The sequence below is a fragment of the Flavobacterium faecale genome, assembly GCF_003076455.1.
GTDB lineage: Bacteria > Bacteroidota > Bacteroidia > Flavobacteriales > Flavobacteriaceae > Flavobacterium > Flavobacterium faecale.
In genome coordinates this window covers 648,731-666,988 of record NZ_CP020918.1, presented here as the reverse complement: position 1 = coordinate 666,988, position 18,258 = coordinate 648,731, and the positions used below count along the sequence as shown (strand labels likewise).

Annotated in this window: 18 protein-coding genes; 10 read left to right on the top strand and 8 right to left on the bottom strand. The window is 34.5% G+C overall.

Annotated features, from left to right (window positions below; translation table 11 throughout):
- Positions 1-35: 35 nt before the first annotated feature.
- The 4 genes from FFWV33_RS02965 to FFWV33_RS19725 form a co-directional block, all read right to left on the bottom strand.
- A complete protein-coding gene (locus tag FFWV33_RS02965; protein WP_108739524.1) occupies positions 36-470 on the bottom strand; it encodes a retropepsin-like aspartic protease in 435 nt (144 codons plus the stop codon).
- Entirely contained in the window at positions 446-3,091 is a 2,646-nt protein-coding gene (locus tag FFWV33_RS02960; RefSeq protein ID WP_108742436.1) for a CHAT domain-containing protein, read from the bottom strand. Before FFWV33_RS02960 ends, FFWV33_RS02965 begins: the two co-directional genes overlap by 25 nt.
- A 51-nt stretch (positions 3,092-3,142) precedes the next feature.
- A complete protein-coding gene (locus FFWV33_RS02955) occupies positions 3,143-5,092 on the bottom strand; it encodes a PKD domain-containing protein (protein ID WP_108739523.1) in 1,950 nt (649 codons plus the stop codon).
- A gap of 127 nt (positions 5,093-5,219) precedes the next feature.
- Positions 5,220-5,513, bottom strand: coding sequence for a prealbumin-like fold domain-containing protein (locus FFWV33_RS19725; RefSeq protein WP_425433143.1), 294 nt, complete (start codon positions 5,511-5,513; stop codon positions 5,220-5,222).
- A gap of 494 nt (positions 5,514-6,007) precedes the next feature.
- Here FFWV33_RS19725 and FFWV33_RS02945 point away from each other — a divergent pair, with 494 nt between their 5' ends.
- The 5 genes from FFWV33_RS02945 to FFWV33_RS02920 all read left to right on the top strand — a co-directional run bounded on the left by FFWV33_RS02945 (position 6,008) and on the right by FFWV33_RS02920 (position 10,020).
- A complete protein-coding gene (locus FFWV33_RS02945) occupies positions 6,008-6,640 on the top strand; it encodes a hypothetical protein (protein WP_108739521.1) in 633 nt (210 codons plus the stop codon).
- Between the two features lie 246 nt (positions 6,641-6,886).
- Positions 6,887-7,198 carry a transposase gene (locus FFWV33_RS02940; protein WP_108739487.1) on the top strand — a complete coding sequence of 104 codons (312 nt, stop codon included), beginning with the start codon at positions 6,887-6,889 and terminating at the stop codon, positions 7,196-7,198.
- A 50-nt stretch (positions 7,199-7,248) separates the two neighbouring features.
- The gene (locus tag FFWV33_RS02935; protein WP_245891521.1) at positions 7,249-8,094 is read left to right on the top strand and encodes an IS3 family transposase; all 846 of its coding nucleotides are present in this window, start codon (positions 7,249-7,251) and stop codon (positions 8,092-8,094) included.
- 671 nt (positions 8,095-8,765) lie between these two features.
- Complete coding sequence (locus FFWV33_RS02925) at positions 8,766-9,395, top strand: sensor histidine kinase (RefSeq protein WP_245891639.1); 630 nt, start codon at positions 8,766-8,768, stop codon at positions 9,393-9,395.
- Positions 9,385-10,020, top strand: a complete 636-nt coding sequence (locus tag FFWV33_RS02920) for a response regulator (protein ID WP_108739518.1) — start codon at positions 9,385-9,387, stop codon at positions 10,018-10,020. The genes FFWV33_RS02925 and FFWV33_RS02920 overlap by 11 nt, the downstream gene beginning before the upstream one ends.
- Positions 10,021-10,082: 62 nt before the next feature.
- Here FFWV33_RS02920 and FFWV33_RS02915 read toward each other — a convergent pair whose 3' ends face one another.
- Complete coding sequence (locus FFWV33_RS02915) at positions 10,083-11,114, bottom strand: hypothetical protein (protein WP_108739517.1); 1,032 nt, start codon at positions 11,112-11,114, stop codon at positions 10,083-10,085.
- 278 nt (positions 11,115-11,392) lie between these two features.
- On the opposite strand from FFWV33_RS02915, the gene FFWV33_RS02910 reads away from it, so the two are divergent.
- Positions 11,393-11,971 carry an RNA polymerase sigma factor gene (locus tag FFWV33_RS02910; protein WP_108739516.1) on the top strand — a complete coding sequence of 193 codons (579 nt, stop codon included), beginning with the start codon at positions 11,393-11,395 and terminating at the stop codon, positions 11,969-11,971.
- Between the two features lie 7 nt (positions 11,972-11,978).
- Positions 11,979-12,704: a hypothetical protein gene (locus FFWV33_RS02905; RefSeq protein ID WP_108739515.1), complete on the top strand. Its 726-nt coding sequence runs from the start codon at positions 11,979-11,981 to the stop codon at positions 12,702-12,704.
- 93 nt (positions 12,705-12,797) lie between these two features.
- Here the strand turns inward: FFWV33_RS02905 and FFWV33_RS02900 are convergent, their stop codons facing one another.
- From FFWV33_RS02900 to FFWV33_RS02890, 3 genes are all read right to left on the bottom strand, one after another.
- Positions 12,798-13,472, bottom strand: a complete 675-nt coding sequence (locus FFWV33_RS02900; RefSeq protein WP_108739514.1) for a T9SS type A sorting domain-containing protein — start codon at positions 13,470-13,472, stop codon at positions 12,798-12,800.
- Positions 13,473-13,540: 68 nt separating this feature from the next.
- Complete coding sequence (locus FFWV33_RS02895) at positions 13,541-14,383, bottom strand: hypothetical protein (protein ID WP_108739513.1); 843 nt, start codon at positions 14,381-14,383, stop codon at positions 13,541-13,543.
- Between the two features lie 4 nt (positions 14,384-14,387).
- Positions 14,388-14,939: a hypothetical protein gene (locus tag FFWV33_RS02890; RefSeq protein WP_108739512.1), complete on the bottom strand. Its 552-nt coding sequence runs from the start codon at positions 14,937-14,939 to the stop codon at positions 14,388-14,390.
- A 331-nt stretch (positions 14,940-15,270) separates the two neighbouring features.
- Here FFWV33_RS02890 and FFWV33_RS02885 point away from each other — a divergent pair, with 331 nt between their 5' ends.
- The 3 genes from FFWV33_RS02885 (at position 15,271) to FFWV33_RS02875 (ending at position 18,257) form a co-directional block, all read left to right on the top strand.
- Positions 15,271-16,038: a TatD family hydrolase gene (locus FFWV33_RS02885; protein WP_211316294.1), complete on the top strand. Its 768-nt coding sequence runs from the start codon at positions 15,271-15,273 to the stop codon at positions 16,036-16,038.
- 61 nt (positions 16,039-16,099) lie between these two features.
- Positions 16,100-17,242 (top strand): 1-acyl-sn-glycerol-3-phosphate acyltransferase, encoded by a 1,143-nt coding sequence (locus FFWV33_RS02880; RefSeq protein WP_108739510.1) that lies wholly within the window; start codon positions 16,100-16,102, stop codon positions 17,240-17,242.
- Positions 17,226-18,257 carry an asparaginase gene (locus FFWV33_RS02875; protein WP_108739509.1) on the top strand — a complete coding sequence of 344 codons (1,032 nt, stop codon included), beginning with the start codon at positions 17,226-17,228 and terminating at the stop codon, positions 18,255-18,257. Before FFWV33_RS02880 ends, FFWV33_RS02875 begins: the two co-directional genes overlap by 17 nt.
- Position 18,258 lies beyond the last annotated feature (1 nt).

Below are 18,258 nucleotides of genomic sequence, written 5' to 3'. Positions count from 1 at the left end.
GTAGTACAAACTACAAATAAATAACCAATCTACATTTATTGCAAATACAAGCAATGATTATAGTAGTCAATAATAGCTTTGCCTTTTAGCAAAATATCGGCGCCTATAATACCATGGACAGCTTTGGTTTTGTGTTGGACTAAGGCTTCGTTAACGTGTGACAAATCAAATATTACAAGATCTACTTTAGCTTTCCACACACCCAATTGCACTTTGTTGTTGCCTGCGCTTTGTGTGAGCATGCCTGTAGCTCCCGCACCAGACGCTTTGGTTTTTGAATCTTGAGCGTGTAACTGAAAAAAAGCAACGCTTTCAAAACCAATACAACTGTTGGAAGCACCTGTGTCTAGTATAAAGTCGCCCTTAACACCATTGATTTTTGCTTTGATAAGCAAATGTTGTGTTTTGGTAACCTTAAATTTTATTTTTTTGTATTTCTCCTTTTTCAGGATTTCTTGTAATTTTTCCATTTCTTAAAACCAATGAAAGCCAAAAGTAAGGCAAATACAGTTATAAAACCCAAAAAGTAAAAAGTATAGTTGAAAGCTTCTTCTCCAGCATTGCAGTTGCCGTAGTACACAAATGCACTCCAGTAATAAGGTGATTTTTTTGCATTCGGAATCGTTTTGTCTGCTAGGAATTCTAATTTGGCTCTGTGATTAGCGGACATGTAGGACATTCCTTTTTTCGAAAATTGGTAAAAATAGTCCATAAAAACAGAGGTGGTAAAATCATTTACTTTCCATAACGAAAACAGTAGGTTTTTTGCTCCCGCAAATTGAAAACCTCGTGAAATGCTCATAGCACCTTCCGATTTGTAGAGTTTTCCAATTCCTGTTTCGCAAGCACTCAAAACAACCAAATCAGGATTTATTTCCAGATTATATAACTCGGAGTACAGAATTTCTTGATCGAAAAATTTAATGCTTGCAGGCGTTTCGGTATCTCCCGCACTGGCATGCGTAGACAAATGCAAAATGGAATAGCGAGCTGCATTCGATTTAAAATTTTCAAACGTAGCTTTATCTTTTTCGAAAAAGAGTCCGTCAAATTTGTTTTTAATGGATTGCATTTCGTTTTTCGAAAAGTCCAAGGCATAGTCTGTTTTTTCGAAAATAGGAAAGATACCAAGCACATTTTTTTTAGGTTTTGCGATGGTGATATCCTTTAGATAAAAATGGACAGAATTATTGTATCCTACTTGAAAATCATTAAGCAAGTAGTTCATTTTGGCAAAATTGGTAGTCGTAGTTGCTGAGGTGATCAAAGCTTCAAATGGTAAAAAGTTTAATAGGCCGTCAGGAATCAAGATGAGGTTTTTGCGCGACGAGGGTTTTGGGAGTTTTAGTCTTTTGTAAACGGCGTTTCCACTTCGGTTATAATCAAGAGGGTTGTTTGTTATTTCTTGCGGGTTTGAAAAATAAGTTATAAAAGAATAAATGAGTGGTCCAGTTGTGTGGGCTACATATATAGCATTGAGATACAAATGATGATCTGAAAATGTAAAGGAGTAAAGATTTTCATCACCATAAAAGTAGGTTACCAAAACGGCATTATCGGTATCAAGTTTGGTGTACAATTCATTAATATTTATCGCTGTTTCGGGATCTTTTTGCGCTGGTTTTTGAATTTCTTTCAAGGCCAACATCAATTCATTCTGTTTTTTGATAGCATTGCTAATGATTGCAACACGAGCTGTGTCACCTTTTTGTTGTTCTTTGGTAATGGTTGTATTCCAGTTTTGTAGTTGCTCTAGGATGAGTTTTTCTTTTCGAGATCTATTTTTATCTTGATACAAATGCTCCTTCAAAACAATCGATTTAGTTTTTTCGGCAAGTTGAAATGCCTGTTCTAGATAGGTGTTTTTGTGCTCTTTGTTAAAAAGAGACTGATAGATTTCGATACATTTTTCGGTGCGTTTTCGATTGCGGATTTGTACGATTATTTTCGAATTTTCATAAACGAGTAACGACTGAAATAATTCTTCAATATGGAAGGCAAGAACATAAGCAGCTAGTGCTTTTTTGGGTTGATTTTGTAATTGATAAAGGTTAGCTTGCAAGTCCAAGGCATCCAAAAGTGCAGTTTCGGCGTACAGGTCAGTTTCGTTGGGTAGACTACTTTTTAAACTTGAATAGTTGGGTAATAGTTTTTTAAAGACCGATTCTATTGCAAGTTGTGCTTCTGGCAGTGCATCTTGTTGGAGTAAAAAGGAGGCGTTTTCTAATTGAAATAGGGCTTCTTGCCTTGGTTTTTTATGAGGTAGTTTTTCGAATATCTTTTTGGCTTTTTCAAAATAAACAGTTGCTGCCTTTAGATCAGTGCGGTCGCGGTTAAATTGACTTAAGTTAAGGTAGGTATGATAGATTGCTTCTTGCTGTGATTCATCTTTTTGTAATAAAGTGATGGAGCGTAAAAAAGCTTTTTCTGCTTTTTGAAAAGTCTCATAATTCACTACTTTGCCTTTGGTAGATAAATAATAATTAGTCCCCAAGTTGTTGAGTAGGTTTCCTTTTTGAGCATTGGTAAGAACTGTAGCTTTTATTGTTTTTTCGAGCAAGTCAATTGCATGGTAGTACCTTCCAGAGCATTGGTAAACAATGGACAAGTTTAATATAGCTGCATATTTTTGCGCTGCAGCTTCGGGATTTTTTTTGTCTTGTGTTGCCAGATCATAATATTGTTTAATAATGTTCTCTGCATTGGTGTAATCGCCAAGAATAGTATAGAGGTTGCCCAGTGGCTTGAGGCAATATTCAATTATGTCGTAGTTTTGCAAGTGATTGGATTGGTAAATCTTCCATGCTTTTTCATAACTTTCGACCGCATGGTTTGTTTGTTCAAATTGGTCTTCATAATAGGCTTTGTTGCAGTTTAGAATTACATAAGCGAGCAATGCAGCACGGTCTGATTTGTTGATTTTTGGTTCTGTATTTTTTTCGAAAGAGCTAAGAATGGCAAGACTTTCGTCGTTTGGATTTGCGACAAATCGATCTATGGCAGTGTTTATTTTATCTTCGGTGGTTGGATTTGCTTGTGCCCACGCACCCATATAAACGAGCGAAAGAAAAATTAGATATAGCTTTTTCATAGTTTTTGATTCGGTTGACAACCTGTTGATAAATAGCTTTTTCGATAAAAACTAAAATTTCCAAATTCCATAGAACTGTAAATAATTAAATGATTCCTTAAAATTAACCACATATCGTGCACCTAGACTCGGTCCTATGCGAGCTGCGCCTACGGTAAGGTCAAATAATAATCCTGCTTTTAAATTTGTAAAGCTTTCAGATCTAGCACTTGTTTCTTCTTTTGTGCTAAATAAAAAGTCTGGCTTTTGATCTTCATACAAATCTATAGTCGAAGTTAATTGCTGTTTTTCAGATAGGTTTCCGTTGACTTGCAAACCGGCTCCAATACCTACAAAGTTGTTGATGTTGTATCGTATTAATACTGGAATCTCAAGATTTACCGTATTATTTGTACTTGTTGTTGTGGTGCGTTGCAATTGGTCTATGGTTGCTGCATTTCGAATAATTTCGTCATTGATACTGCTTTCGGACTCATAGTTGGTAAAACTGTTTAGCAACTCGACTTGCCAGTAAAAGCGGTACGATTTGAACGGAGAAATCGTTGCTCCATAAAAATAACTTGTAGCTTTCTTTAAATCAGGATAGTAATTATATCCCGCTTTTGCACCGATAGATATGCCTGGAGAAAATCGTGTGGTGGCATAATTGGTCAAGATTGGATCGTTCTTATCAAAGATAATTGCGGTTCGGCTTTTGGTGGTTGTTTTATGGAAATCTTTATTAAACTTCATCGAATATTTCACAAAGCCTTTGGTGCTATCTTTTTCGCGAACATTTTTTTGAGTGCTACCGGGCAGGTAAATATTTTTGAAGGTAAAATGTATTTGCTTTTGCTTTATAATGGTATCCAAACAGCTATAGGTAGGCACGATATCTTTTGGGCAAATAGGGCATTTGGGATACATGTCTTCAATCTTGAATGTTTTTTTGTCAAACATATCAGGTATATCTGTTTCTAGCCGAATCATTCTGGCGGGTCCTTCACCATTGTTTTGAAAGCGGGTTTTGAAATTGACTCTTTTAAAGCGAACAAAGCGGTAATTCATTAAACTTCCCGTAGAACCCATTTTGTTGGGATCGTGAGAGGTCACAATCTCCATTTCAAGATTTTTCACCTTATGGCTTTTGTAGGAGCGATTGGGTACAAATACACCGCGCATAGTGACAGTGGCACTAGTGTCTTTGAGCATCTCGGGAGTTGTTTTAAAAGTGTAAAAAATGTTGTGCTGCGTATTCGGATTAAGGTCATCCATTTCTAAAATGGAGACATTATGGAAATCTTTTTTTGCTATGGCAAGAGTTGTCTCTAGATCCATGTCATTAAGTAGGTTGGTGTTTTTTTTGATCGCAACGCTGTTTTCATTCGATGCCAAAAAACGATTGCTGTCATTGATCTCCTGAGCAATTGCATAGGCGTTGTCATGTACTTCACGTTCACCTGCATGTGTACGGAAATCTATTAATTCGAAATTTTTATTTTTAAACTGGGTTTCGTTATAAAATAAATACAATTTACCATTGGTCATGTAGTTTTCAGGATTTTGATAACTCATTATTACAACCATCTCTTCGCTCGGAATGGGGTCACAGTTTTTTTGAAGCATAAAATTATCATCCAAATCTAATGATACAACTGCCGAATTAGGAGGGCTACTAATTTCATTGATAACTACTTTTTTGGGTCTGGTAGCAGGTGGTTTTCCGTTGTCATAGTTGTTGGTAACTGCCAATCGGGCGGTATAGGTGCCTTTGTTTTTGTATACATGTTGCGGTTCTGCCGCTCGGCTATACGTACCATCACCCATTTCCCATAAGTAGGAGAAACTAGGTTTTGGTGCTCCAGAGATCGGAATTAACGGGGGTAGTGTTGGTTTAAAATTGACTTCACTTCCTGTTTGAAGGTAGCCAATGATAGCTCTTCGGGTGATGGTGTCTTTTACTTTTGGTTGTGCGTAAGTAAAAAAAGCAGTTAAGTAAAAGAGAAGGAATAATGGTTTCATAATCAAATGGTTTGGTTAAGAATTATAAAAATAGCAAAAAGCGGTGATTGACTCACCGCTTTTCTGAAAAATTAGATTTTTTGTTTCTAATTTACCGCTCAATCAAATTTCTTCGAGGGTAAAAAAATTATTTAGTACAATTGTAAAAAGTTAGGTTCTTTACAGTATTTCCGCTGATAGCAAAGGTGATTATGCCTCCGGTTGGATTGCTCGGTAGGTACGGGTCTAGAGGTGTAGTCACAATGGTGTACGTGCCATCTGCAATTCCAGAGAAAAAGATGTTTCCGTTATTATCTGTAACGGCAGTTTTTGCTGTACCTCCAGAACTATTTTTTAATGTAAAAGTCCATCCGGTCCCAAAGGTATTGGTACTGTCAAAAGCAGCGGTACAGTTGCGGTCATGAAGATTCCTATGAAGAATAGGAATAAGTACAGTTTTAAGTTTTTCATGGTTAAAAGTGTTTAATGGTTAGTGGTTTTTTATTAGATCATATAATAATTAGAAATGTTACCCCCTGTGTTTACTACATTAAAATTATGCATGAAGCTAAATAGTAGTAAGGCTAGTTTTGTTTGAAGGAAGTAGTTTTGTTAGCGTAAAATTAATTTCCATAAGTGTTTGACAAATGGCTTTATAATCTCTTTTAATTTTTCCATTGTTAAATGTTTCGGTTAGTGATTTTGAATTGTGTTTGAATTTGGTCTGTTATTACATTACAAAATTCAGACTAAATAGAGGATTGTTTTAGGAGCGTTCCACTAAAAATAAGGTGGGGAAGTACCTAAAAAAACACCGTGATTATACGGTAGGGGTTTTAGTGGTTTTACTTATAATAGATTTATAATCATTAGGTTACTTTGCTAAATAAAGTTTATATTTATTTGAATTAACCAATACCATTAAATTTTAAAACTATGAAATCAACCAAAAATTTGAAAATCATTATTATAGGTTTAGTATTTTTGTTAGGGGCATCCCTATTTTTAAACCCTTTTGCTACTCCCGAAAAAATACCGACAAAGGATGCAGATGTAAAAGAAGAATCAAGTGGGCCAATTTCTGAAATGGAGATCCAACTCATTCAAAACATGGTTGGGAATTACAAGTCAAATCAATTAAAATTTGTTGAAAACGGATTGAAAAAACCTGATGCACAATCGATTTGGTTTGATCTCGAAACCCTCAAGAATTTTGTTAAACAAATAGAACAAAACACCAAAGAGAAGGATTCTTCAATCCCTTCCAGTCAATTGGGTATTAGAATGTATTATGCTAGTTATCCCGCCAAAGAAGATATGGAAGCCTATCGCGATTTGAAAAAAACGCCCAAGGATTACGAGAAAATGCATACTTTGATCATGGTGCCAACCCTGAAAATTAAAAATACAAATGTCGATTACAATCCATTAGATAGCGCAACCTATAGTACTGGTATAAATTTATTTTCGAATGCTACCAATGGTATCCAGTCAATAGCAAAGGCAATGTCTGCAAATGCTGCAGCTCAAAATCATGGTACATTATCACCACCAGAGAATGCATATTAGTTTTATTAATCCAATCATTCATGTACAAGCAGCCTGAATATTTAATCAATCTCCTTCATTTTTGTGAGTTTATTGCAATGATTACCAGTGTTTTGTATTTTAATAGAGTAAAGAAGACCTATTGGAAATGGTTTACTTTTTATCTGGTTTATATTTTTGTGTATGAAATGTCAAGTTTCTATCTCATATTTTAGCCCCTTATAAGTTCAGAGTGATATTCTAAATTTCAAATAGTACATTTGAGATATGAAATACAAGAAATGGAGTTTAGAAGAGAAGTTGGAAATTTTATCTTCTTGCGAAGATTTAGGCGTTGTAGAAACCTGTCGTAAATACAGTGTTAGTACAGGAAGTTTGTATAGTTGGAAGAAGAAGCATGAAAAACAAGGAGAGGCAGGCTTAAAAGTTACTTATGACGATCGTAGCAAAGAGTTAAAGCAAGCAGAGGAAGAGAACAGAATTCTACGTAAATTATTAGCTAATAAAGAAATTGAACTAGAAATTGGACGTGAACTTTTAAAAAAAAAGTTTGGGACGTCCGATCCAAGAAAGATTTAGTTGATAGTATTTGTAGTAAACATAAAATCAGTAAAAGCAAAGTCATTTGTATGTTAGGTATGAATCAAAGCAGCTATTACCGAAGGCCAAGTCTTGGCAAAAAAGGTAATAAGCCTAGTGTCTTTACTTATAATAAGTTCAAGGGAATGGTGAGTCAAGAAACTGTTATAGCATCGGTTAAAGAGATTTTAAGCCATGAGTTTATAGACTGCGGATACCGCTTAATGACTTCTTACTTACATCGAGATGGATATAAGATTAATCACAAAAAGCTTTACCGAATTATGAAAGAAGAAGGCTTGTTAAAACTCGAAAATAGGATAAACAGGAGTGGTTCTGGGCGTAAGTTTGTAAAATATAGAAAGGTTATTACTGTTAGGCCGTTTCAGTGTATAGAAATGGATATTAAGATGGTTTGGATTCCTAGTGTAGGTAAAAATGCCTACTTACTATCAATCATAGACGTTCATACCCGTAGAATTTTAAAAGATTACTTCTCTTTTTCAATAAAACAGAACAAAGTAATAACATTCCTTTCTGATTTATTTTTAGAATACCAATACCCTGAAAACGTTGTTATTAGAAGTGATAATGGTAGTCAATTTATTGCCAAAAGTGTTCGTGAATACCTAGGTATAATAGGTGTTCAGCAGGAATTTACACATGTAGCCACACCTGAAGAAAATGCACATATTGAAGCTTATCATGGAATCCTAAAAAAAGAAGTGTTCCAAAGGGTTGATTATAGAACTTTTGGAGAAATTGAACAGATATTAAAAAGGTATGTGATTTTCTATAACAATAATAGGCTGCATGGGCTATTAGGACGTATTACACCAATGGAAAAATGGAACCAAGATAAAGATCTAATTTTATTGGAAAAATTAACCGCATAATTAATAATCGAAATTTAGAATAATACTCTTGTTTTATAGGGGTCAAAACATCTCAAGTTTAATTCTGATATCAGTATTAGTAATTATCTGTCGTACATTCAGATTCCGGTAGAGTTTATCTTCTTTTTTTGGTTATTTTCTTGTAAATCATTAAATAATAATAGGTTGTTTTATGGCGCTGTTGTAGTGTATTTGGGGTCTTTTGTTCTCGAAAGCCAGTTTTCAAATACCACGTTTGTTTTTAAGTCCATAAACAACAGCACAGGGGCCTTCTTGTTATTAATTATGGTAATCCTGGAGTTTATCAAGCAAATTAAGAGTGATTCTATCCTTTTTTATAAGGAAAACAAAATGTTTTACATCAATATTGGTGTTATTTTGTTTTATATTGGTACAATGCCCTTTATGGGTTTGTACAATTATATTTTGAAAGTGCCAGAAATTTGGAATAACTATTATATTTATTTTATGCTTTCAAATTGTGTAATGTATTTATTATTTGCAGCTTCGTACATATGGGGGAAAGTGAAATAATCTTAATAATCATTCTATTCAATCTATTTTTATTATTATTTATTGTTGGGATTCTTGTTTTTATCCGGCAGTATAAATTAAAAAAAATAGAGCATCAAGCATTGCTAGTTAGTCAAGATGAGCTTCATCAAAAAGAAATGCTAGCAACACAAATAGAAATCCAAACGCAAACCATGCAGCACATTGGAAGAGAAATCCATGATAACATTGGACAGAAACTTACATTAGCTAGCTTGTATGCTCAGCAATTGGCGTTTGAAAATAAAGCACCGCATATCAATGAAAAGATAGAGAACATAAGTGCTATCATCAATGATTCATTAGGAGAATTAAGGCAACTTTCAAAATCATTAACAGATGACGCTATTGATACGCTCAAAATTCATGATTTAATTGCCAAAGAATGTATTAAAATTAATGTCTTAAAAAAATGTACCGTCCTTTTTGAATCGAATGTTGATGATCTAAACTTATCATATGAAATAAAAGTAGTGTTGTACAGGATTACCCAAGAATTTATTCAAAACAGCATTAAATACGCCAATTGCAAAAATATTTTTGTGGATTTAAAGCAAAGTGGCGATTTTGTTAATCTAAGTTTAATCGATGATGGTGTGGGTTTTGATAAAACTGCCATAAATCAAAACGGAATCGGATTGAATAACATGAAGAAAAGATCCAAAATCATCAATGCCGAATTTAATTTGATAAGTACAAATGAAGGAACGAAAGTAACCTTAAAAATACCTTTTACAGATGAAAAATAGTATAGCCATTGTTGATGATCATATTCTAATAGCCAAAGCACTGACGAGTATCATTTCGAATTTTGAAAATTTTGAAGTAATATACGAATGTGAAAACGGAAAGGAATTGATCGAAAAGTTTAAATTCAAAGACACTATTCCAAGTATTGTATTACTAGACATAAGTATGCCTGTTATGGACGGATTTGAAACTGCAACCTGGCTCAAAGAAAATCATCCTAACGTTTTGATTATGGCATTAAGTATGCAAGACGATGACAACAGCGTTATTAAAATGATAAAGAATGGTTCGCATGGTTATCTATTAAAAAATACCCATCCTATCGAATTGGAAAAAGCGTTGTTGAAGCTGGTCGAAAATGGATTTTTCTACCCAGATTGGGCTTCTAAGATGGTATTTGCCTCAATTGGCGAAAATTCAAAAGAAGCTATTGTGAAGATTTCTGATAGAGAAAATGAATTCTTGACGTATGTAACAACGGAAATGAGTTACAAAGAAATAGCCGAAAAAATGTTTTGCAGTCCAAGAACTGTCGAAGGGTATAGAGATAACTTATGCCTGAAGCTAGAACTAAAATCAAGAGTAGGTTTGGCAGTATATGCCCTAAAAAATGGGATAAATTGAAACATAAGTTAAGAAAACGGTGAGGGCGTCACCGGTTTCTTTCTTTAATTGACATTTGCTAATTACTGTATAGCATTTATGGCTGCTATAAGTTGTGCTTCGGTTGCTGTTACGGTGTCTAGATCTGTAAATTGGTAGATTGCATTTTCTTGGATAGTAACAGCTTTGATAGCATATTTCCATTCACCATTTTCGGCGGTTACAAAGATAATATGACAGGCCAACCCAATAGGAATTTGACCATAATGCTCACTGAATAATCCACCGGCTGTATAGGTGTCTAGTTTTGCAAGTGCATTGCTTCCTTCACCGTCATAGGATAAGTAGATAGCACTATTGGTATTGCTGTAGCCGTTTGGAGCTCCAACAAGAATGGTCGTTTTTGGTCTAGGATCGCTATAAAATTTGTCAACATTGGTCCATCCAAAGCCTGGAATCGAAATAGTATAATTGTCTTGATCAACAGTTAGTTGACCAACTCGTACCAGTCCAGAGCCATCAAGATCAAGCGCAACTCCTTCGGCCCAAATCAAGTTGCCTGTGTCATCAAGGTTTCCGGTCCATAACGTCATATCTTGGTCGGCACCGTTGGTCAAGGCCGTTGGCACTAGTAGCGTCATGTTTTCTGAAGTGGTCAAGGCTACACCATTTTGGCTTGCTTTGACAAAAAATTCGCCACCAGAGATCAGCATTTTTTGATCTCCGTTGGGCAGTAAACCCATGGTAGGTTTGTTGGTGACAAGCATGCGACCTTTGTCAAACAGTTCGATATATTCGATCAAAATAGGGCCAGTCACTAGTTGACCGTTCTTAAGTAGTTTATTACCGTTTATAGTGATCGCAATCCCGTTGGGAGTAGTTAGGTTGATAGGGCCAACTCCTGCTGTAACTATAAATTTTTGAGTTTGACCTTTTAATGCCAGATCGTGCGCTTTTGCAAAGCTTTCTGTTGTTGCTATGGTAGAAATTGGTTCGCTTGGATTGCAAGAAAAAAAGGTGATCAGCGCAAGTAGAATAAAGATTAAATACCTGAATTTTGGTCTTCTGTTGAAATTTGTACTGTTTCTTCGGTGGTTTGGTTTTGTAATTTTCATGATAATGATGTTTAGAGGATTAGGTTGTTATTAGTACATCCATTTACATCCATAATTGTTACCCCATTTATTCGTTTATTTTTAATTTTCGAATAATTTTCTGCCTAGTAGGACAAAATAAACGTTCGGCTTTTTCATGTTATTTGTTATTGATTGGGAGGCTTTTAGGTTAAAAAATCAATGTTTATGTAATTATATATGTCTAAAAATGAAAATGTTATCAATAAGTTGCACTTAGTCGAGATTCTTTATTAACTTTATCAGTCAAAATATTTTCTATGGCTCCATTAGCAGCGCATCCTGACCAAATGTATATTGATGGTCTGGCGTCGAACAATTCGACGATCATTAAATCCATTTACAAAAAATTTGTCCCCAAGGTGATTCACTACATCCGAAACAACTCTGGTGACGAAGATCAAGCGCAGGATGTCGTACAGGAAGTTCTTATTTTATTATTCGATCAGGCAAAAGCCGAGAAGCTAACGCTGACTTGCCCATTTGACGCCTACTTTTTTTTACTGTGTAAAAGAAAATGGCTCAATGAATTGAAAAAAACATCGAATAGAGGGGTAACAATTGCTGATGATTATGGATCTATAAAAGACACCAATGAAGAATTGGTCGCTCTAGCCGAAGAATTTGAATCGAAACAACAACTTTTTGACAGCATGTTTAAAAAACTAGGTGATAAATGTCAAGAAGTACTCAAGTGGAGTTTTGTGCTCAAATCGATGGAAGAGGTGGCAGAAAAACTCAATGTAACTTATGGTTATGTTCGAAAGAAAAAATCATTGTGTACCGGGCAATTAACCCAATGGATTCAGGAATCAAGTCAGTATCAATCTCTAAAATAACCGAATTATGAACCAAGAGAATTATATATTATTCGATCAATACCTTCAAGAGGAATTGACGGATCCAGAAAAAAAACTTTTTGAGGATCAATTAAGATCTGATACCATATTAGCAACTTCCTTTGAAGATTTTAAGGAAGTCAATTTTCAGCTGAAACAAAAATTTAGTATGGACAAAGAGCGTCGAGCGCTAAGAAGCAAACTCGCCAAGATTTCAGATGAATGTCGTGAAAAGAAAGATTCAAGGGTGCGAACCTTAAAGCCTTGGTACTATTCTGTAGCGGCATCTGTTACTATTTTGCTTGGCGTTTGGTTTGTAATGCAAAATGCTAAACCCGTTTTTGAAGATTACAACCAATATGAAAATGCCTATTTTGTTGAAAGAGGAGATGAAAGTGCTACGCTAAAAGCAGCACAAGATGCTTTTAATAATAAAAAATATAAAGAAGCTGTGGTTGATTTTGAATTGGTTCGACATGAAAAACCAAGTACCGAAGTCGATTTGTATTATGGTATTACACTGATGGAAGTTAACCGATTGGAAGAAGCTAGAGCCATTTTTGAACCAATAAGAAAAGGAACATCAATCTATAAAAACAAGGCCAGCTGGAATTTGGTTTTGCTTGAACTGAAACAAAAAGAGTATGACGCTTGTAAAACGATTTTGAAAACGATTCCAACGGATTATGAAAATTATGATCAGGTAAAAGAGTTGTTGAAGAATTTAAATTGATAGAAGAAATTTATGTTTATTCATTAAAAAAAGCCTAGACCAAAAAAAAATGATCTAGGCTTTCTATATTGTAATTAAACCCTTTGTACATGATTATTTTACCATAAATCCTTTGCTTTGAGATTCTCCTTTACTATTAATCATTTTTAAATAATAGACACCAGGTTTCCAGCTTGAAGTTATAATCTTTTCTGTTTTTGTTTTAAGATTTTCTTTTCTGTATTTTATATTTCCAGAAATATCAACTATTTGAATCGAATAGTTGTCTTCAATGTTGGTTTCAAGAGCGTTTTCAGCTGTTTTGTCTTTTCCTTTTGAAGTTTCATCAATTGTAACTTCTATTTGTTCAGATGTTGGACTTGATAGTACTCTAAAACTATACTCACTATAATAAGGGTCATAGCCATTTAAGAAATAGGAGAAATTTTGCCATTCACCCCATCCACAATCATTTTTCATTCTTGCATTAAAACTTAAATTAAGGTAAGGAGAGCTTATTGCTGTACTCAATACTAAGGCATTGCCATAAACGCCTTCAAAATAAAAATCAGAATAGGAGTCAAAATCTACTTCAAAATTGGAGGAATCTAATGTTAATAAATTGTTTGAATCTTTGAAATAAATAATACAGGAATCATATTGTGCATAAATTTTACTAGAAGATGGATCTTGACCAAAAGTTACTGGCACAGGTAAACTATTGGTTATAGAAATGTTTTTTTGTACTGATTTTGTTTGACCGCAACTATTTGAAATATCTGCTTTCAAGTTAAAATTGCCTGATGTTGCATTTATTGTAACCGTTGCATTCGTATTTGTCTGGGTACTGACACTTGCTATACTAGGATTTGAAGAACTCCATACACACTAGAGTTGGGCGGTACATTTTCAAGTGTGTAAATACCTGAACCATTACTAGCACACAAACCATTACTACCAGAAATCAAGACATATGGATTAAATGTTGCCAATGAAACCGTGATTGTTTTGGAAGGGTACGCAACCCCGTTAACAATTGGGGTAACTGTTACATTAGAAGGCAATGTAGCATTGGGTGTTAATGAAATAGAGCTAGCAGTAGTGGTAAACGTTCCTACAGAATTCCCATTATATTTCCAACCACTAGTACTCCATTGATAGGTAGTATTTGGTGAATTATACACATTTGTAATGGCAAATGTTTGCGGCGTAGTCGCTCCACAATCAATAGTTTTTGTGGTAACTGGTAGAGTGAAGGTGGGTACTTGGGTTTTCTTTAGCGAATATTCACAACTTCTTGTCTTAAGGTTTGAATCTGTTGTAAATTCAATAAGGATACTACTTCCTGTAACTTGAATCTCACTTTGTGATATATTGCATGCAATTGTACCAATATATTCAGTATTATTTGCCCAACTCTCGGAAGATATTGTAATGCTGCCTTTTGTGTTTCCATATGATGAACTGTCATTTTTAAGTAATATTTTCAAGGTTCCAATACCAATTGCTTGATTACTAGGTTTTGTTAACTTATAATAAATAGTTGTATTATTGTTGGACGTTGTTCCGAAATCAATAAGACTACAATTGTTGTAAGTAACACTATTAACATATACATCAGTAATAGAAGTAGTTACTTGTGCAAAAGAATTATTTATGCAAAGGATAGTTAATAAAATACGTATTTTTATATTTTTCATTTTATTAAATTTTAAGTTGTTTTTCTAAATGTATTTGAAATCCAAAACCAACTGTAAAATATTTTGCAGTGCCATCAGAAAAGGATTCAGAGAGATAATTTAAGGTCATTTCTAAGCCTACACTACTATTAAAGTAGACTACTGGTCCTGCTTTAAATCTGTAACTACTTCCTTTGTTAGAATCAAATCCTTGTGTTTTTGATGAATAATAATTATAGTTTGCCTCGGCTAAAAGGTTTATTCTATTTTCAGGTTTTAAAAAATAGTACCTAGCAAAAGGTCCACCTCCATATACTATATTTGAAACAGTATTATTTGCTTTACCATAATTAAAATTTCCATTGATTCCAAGAGCGAACTTATTTGCAATAAAATACCCAATATTCGGAAAAATTCTTACCGTATTACCACTTCCTAAAATTTCGTTATCGTTATTAATTATTTTTGAATTAGTATAGTTTGCGTCTCCCCCTACCATCCAGTTCCCTTTGGTTATTTGGGCATTGGTAAAACTGTAAAAAGACAGCAGTAACATTGTTAAAATTGTTTTTTTCATTTTATTAAATTTTAAATTATTATTTAATTATTTGGTTCTTTTTAAAATAGCATTTGCCTAGCAAACTTATTTTTGTTTTTTTTTTTGATTATATCATAGGCTAAAAGAATTATAGGTTTAAGGTTTTATTTACAAAATAGATAACCAAAAGTAGCCTTTACAGTATTTCAAGTATGTAATAAATGGTTAAATAACTACAACGTATGTGTTTTTTTTGTAAATATATTCCTTATCATAAAAATGAGTTACTTATAGGATTTAGTCATAAGTTTGATTTTTTAGTCATAATTCTCGTAATTTTACAATCTAAATCAAATCCTTGAAAACAAAAATGATCCTTACCGACACCCACACCCATTTATACTCAGAAGAATTCAATGAAGATCGAAACCAGATGATTGAGCGTGCTATTGATGCTGAAGTGTCTCGTTTTTTTATTCCGGCCATCGATTCTAGTTACACAGCATCCATGTATGAATTAGAAAAAAGCTATCCTGAAAATATATTTTTGATGATGGGTTTGCATCCTACACATGTAAAAGAAAATTATCAGGAAGAATTGCAGCATGTGATCGAAGAATTGGAGAAAAGAAAATTCTATGCCATTGGCGAAATCGGAATCGACTTGTTCTGGGACAAAACCCATTTGAAGGAACAGCAAGATGCTTTTCGAACTCAAATACAATTGGCCAAAAAATATCAGTTACCTATTGTGATTCATTGTCGTGATGCTTTTGACGAAGTTTTTGCTGTTTTGGAAGAAGAAAAGTCCGATGAATTGTTCGGAATATTTCACTGCTTTACGGGTACACATGAGCAAGCACTTCAGGCGATCTCCTATAATATGAAATTAGGAATTGGAGGAGTGGCTACATTTAAAAATGGTAAAATAGATCAGTTTTTACATGAAATTGATTTGCAACACATTGTCTTAGAGACAGATTCACCTTATTTAGCACCGGTTCCCTTTCGAGGAAAAAGAAATGAAAGCAGTTTTGTTGTGAATGTTGCGCAAAAATTGGCTGAAATATATAATGTGCCTATCGAAGAAATAGCCGAAAAAACTACAGAAAATTCTAAGGCCATTTTTGGTATTTAAGCCATAAATTCCCTTTGTTTAACTTTTTTTTTGTTCTTTTGCTTTGACTAAAATAACTATAATGCAAAAATTCGACGCAATTCGACCTTTTTATGATACGGAGGTAAACGCAGTTTTCAAAAAACTACTGTACCATCCGATGATGAAATCTTTAATGGATTTCTCTTTCCCTGATGATGAGGATGCATCATGGAGAAAGTTGTTGGCCAAAACACATTCTATACGTGATTTTCAATGCAACTTTATCTATCAATCGGTACAGACATTGTTGAAGAAAAGTTCTGAAGGACTTTCTACTTCTGGCTTTGAAAAACTTGAAAAAGGAGAACCTTATCTTTTTATCTCGAACCACAGAGATATTTTGCTTGATACCACTTTGTTAAACGCGTCTTTGTTTGAGCACGAGTTGGTTATGACTGCCTCGGCTATTGGAGACAATTTGGTCAAAAAATCATTTTTGATGGATTTGGCACGTTTAAACCGTAATTTCTTGGTGCAAAGAGGTTTGGCTCCGAGAGAAATGCTACAAAGTTCCAAAATACTGTCGGAGTATATTGGCCATTTAATTAATCACGAGAATCGTTCGGTATGGATCGCACAACGTGAGGGTAGAACCAAAGATGGGAATGATGCTACCAATCCTGGTATTTTGAAAATGCTAGCGATGGGATCTGATGAAGCAAACTTGATTGATTATTTCAAAAAAATTAAAATTGTACCTGTTTCAATATCATACGAATACGATCCTACAGATGCCTTAAAAATGCCACAAATTATTGCTGAGGCAAACAATGAGGTATATGTAAAAGAGGAAAACGAAGATTTTATGACCATACTAAGTGGTGCATTGGGGCAAAAGAAACACATTCACATACATATTGGTGATGTTTTGACCGATACCCTTGATAAAATTGGTAAAGAAAATGACAATACCAATAAACAAATTCAGGCTATTGCCCAGGCGATAGACGACTCTGTTTTACGTAATTATAGACTATGGCCTACTAATTATATTGCTTGCGATATCGTGAACAACAACACGGACTATGCGGACTATTATACTGAGGATCAAAAGGTACTTTTTATTCGAAGAATGGAAAAACGTATCGATACAGATAATGCAGTTGCATTGCAAGGATTTTTAAATATGTATGCTAACCCAGTTTTGAACTGTCATAAATATCAAAATGCAGTCCAAAAGTAAAATACTTTTAATCTATACCGGTGGAACCATTGGTATGAGCAAAGACTTTGAAACAGGTGCTTTGGTAGCTTTTAATTTCAGTCAACTACTGCAACAAGTGCCGGAGCTCAAACTAATCGATTGCGAAATTGAAACGGTTTCTTTTGAAATTCCGATTGATTCGTCCAATATGAACCCTGAAATTTTGGGTACTTTGGCAGCGATGATCGAAAAAAATTATGCGCTTTTTGATGGATTTGTCGTTCTTCATGGGTCAGATACCATGGCTTATACGGCATCGGCATTGAGTTTTATGTTCGAAAACCTTGCTAAACCTGTCATTCTCACAGGTTCACAATTGCCTATAGGTGACTTGCGCACAGATGCCAAAGAGAATCTTATCACGGCCATTCAAGTTGCGTCCTTACGTGAGGCGGGTAGGAGTGTGATACAAGAAGTTTGTCTTTATTTCGAATATAAATTATACCGCGGTAACCGTACAACCAAAGTAAATGCCGAACATTTTCAGGCATTTAATTCACCCAATTATCCTTGTTTAGTCGAGTCGGGTGTTCATTTAAAATCAAATGTTGCCTTACTTTTACAGAAGGAATTCAATAGTGAATTGAAAGTTCAATATGCTTTGGATACCAATGTGGCTATTTTAAAACTTTTTCCCGGAATTAGCGAGGCGGTTTTGTCTGCTATGCTTTCGATAAAAGGCTTGAAAGGAATTGTTCTAGAAACCTACGGATCAGGGAATGCACCTACCGAAGAATGGTTTCTGAATTTAATTCGAAAAGCAATCAATAACGGTTTGTATATCGTTAACGTAACCCAATGTTCTGCCGGTAGTGTAATGATGGGGCAATATGAAACTAGTACCGAATTGAAAAATATCGGATTAATTTCGGGCAAAGACATCACCACCGAAGCTGCAATTACCAAATTGATGTACTTGTTGAGTCAAGATAAATCACCAGCTGAATTCAAAATTTCGTTCGAAAAATCCCTTCGAGGCGAATTGACCGAATAAT

What these genes read in the sequence shown, in the direction of transcription:
- FFWV33_RS02965 (WP_108739524.1), bottom strand. Translation starts at nt 470, where the DNA reads ATGGAAAAATTACAAGAAATCCTGAAAAAGGAGAAATACAAAAAAATA.
- FFWV33_RS02960 (WP_108742436.1), bottom strand. Translation starts at nt 3,091, where the DNA reads ATGAAAAAGCTATATCTAATTTTTCTTTCGCTCGTTTATATGGGTGCG.
- FFWV33_RS02955 (WP_108739523.1), bottom strand. Translation starts at nt 5,092, where the DNA reads ATGAAACCATTATTCCTTCTCTTTTACTTAACTGCTTTTTTTACTTAC.
- FFWV33_RS02945 (WP_108739521.1), top strand. Translation starts at nt 6,008, where the DNA reads ATGAAATCAACCAAAAATTTGAAAATCATTATTATAGGTTTAGTATTT.
- FFWV33_RS02940 (WP_108739487.1), top strand. Translation starts at nt 6,887, where the DNA reads ATGAAATACAAGAAATGGAGTTTAGAAGAGAAGTTGGAAATTTTATCT.
- FFWV33_RS02935 (WP_245891521.1), top strand. Translation starts at nt 7,249, where the DNA reads ATGTTAGGTATGAATCAAAGCAGCTATTACCGAAGGCCAAGTCTTGGC.
- FFWV33_RS02925 (WP_245891639.1), top strand. Translation starts at nt 8,766, where the DNA reads ATGCTAGCAACACAAATAGAAATCCAAACGCAAACCATGCAGCACATT.
- FFWV33_RS02920 (WP_108739518.1), top strand. Translation starts at nt 9,385, where the DNA reads ATGAAAAATAGTATAGCCATTGTTGATGATCATATTCTAATAGCCAAA.
- FFWV33_RS02915 (WP_108739517.1), bottom strand. Translation starts at nt 11,114, where the DNA reads ATGAAAATTACAAAACCAAACCACCGAAGAAACAGTACAAATTTCAAC.
- FFWV33_RS02910 (WP_108739516.1), top strand. Translation starts at nt 11,393, where the DNA reads ATGGCTCCATTAGCAGCGCATCCTGACCAAATGTATATTGATGGTCTG.
- FFWV33_RS02905 (WP_108739515.1), top strand. Translation starts at nt 11,979, where the DNA reads ATGAACCAAGAGAATTATATATTATTCGATCAATACCTTCAAGAGGAA.
- FFWV33_RS02895 (WP_108739513.1), bottom strand. Translation starts at nt 14,383, where the DNA reads ATGAAAAATATAAAAATACGTATTTTATTAACTATCCTTTGCATAAAT.
- FFWV33_RS02890 (WP_108739512.1), bottom strand. Translation starts at nt 14,939, where the DNA reads ATGAAAAAAACAATTTTAACAATGTTACTGCTGTCTTTTTACAGTTTT.
- FFWV33_RS02885 (WP_211316294.1), top strand. Translation starts at nt 15,271, where the DNA reads ATGATCCTTACCGACACCCACACCCATTTATACTCAGAAGAATTCAAT.
- FFWV33_RS02880 (WP_108739510.1), top strand. Translation starts at nt 16,100, where the DNA reads ATGCAAAAATTCGACGCAATTCGACCTTTTTATGATACGGAGGTAAAC.
- FFWV33_RS02875 (WP_108739509.1), top strand. Translation starts at nt 17,226, where the DNA reads ATGCAGTCCAAAAGTAAAATACTTTTAATCTATACCGGTGGAACCATT.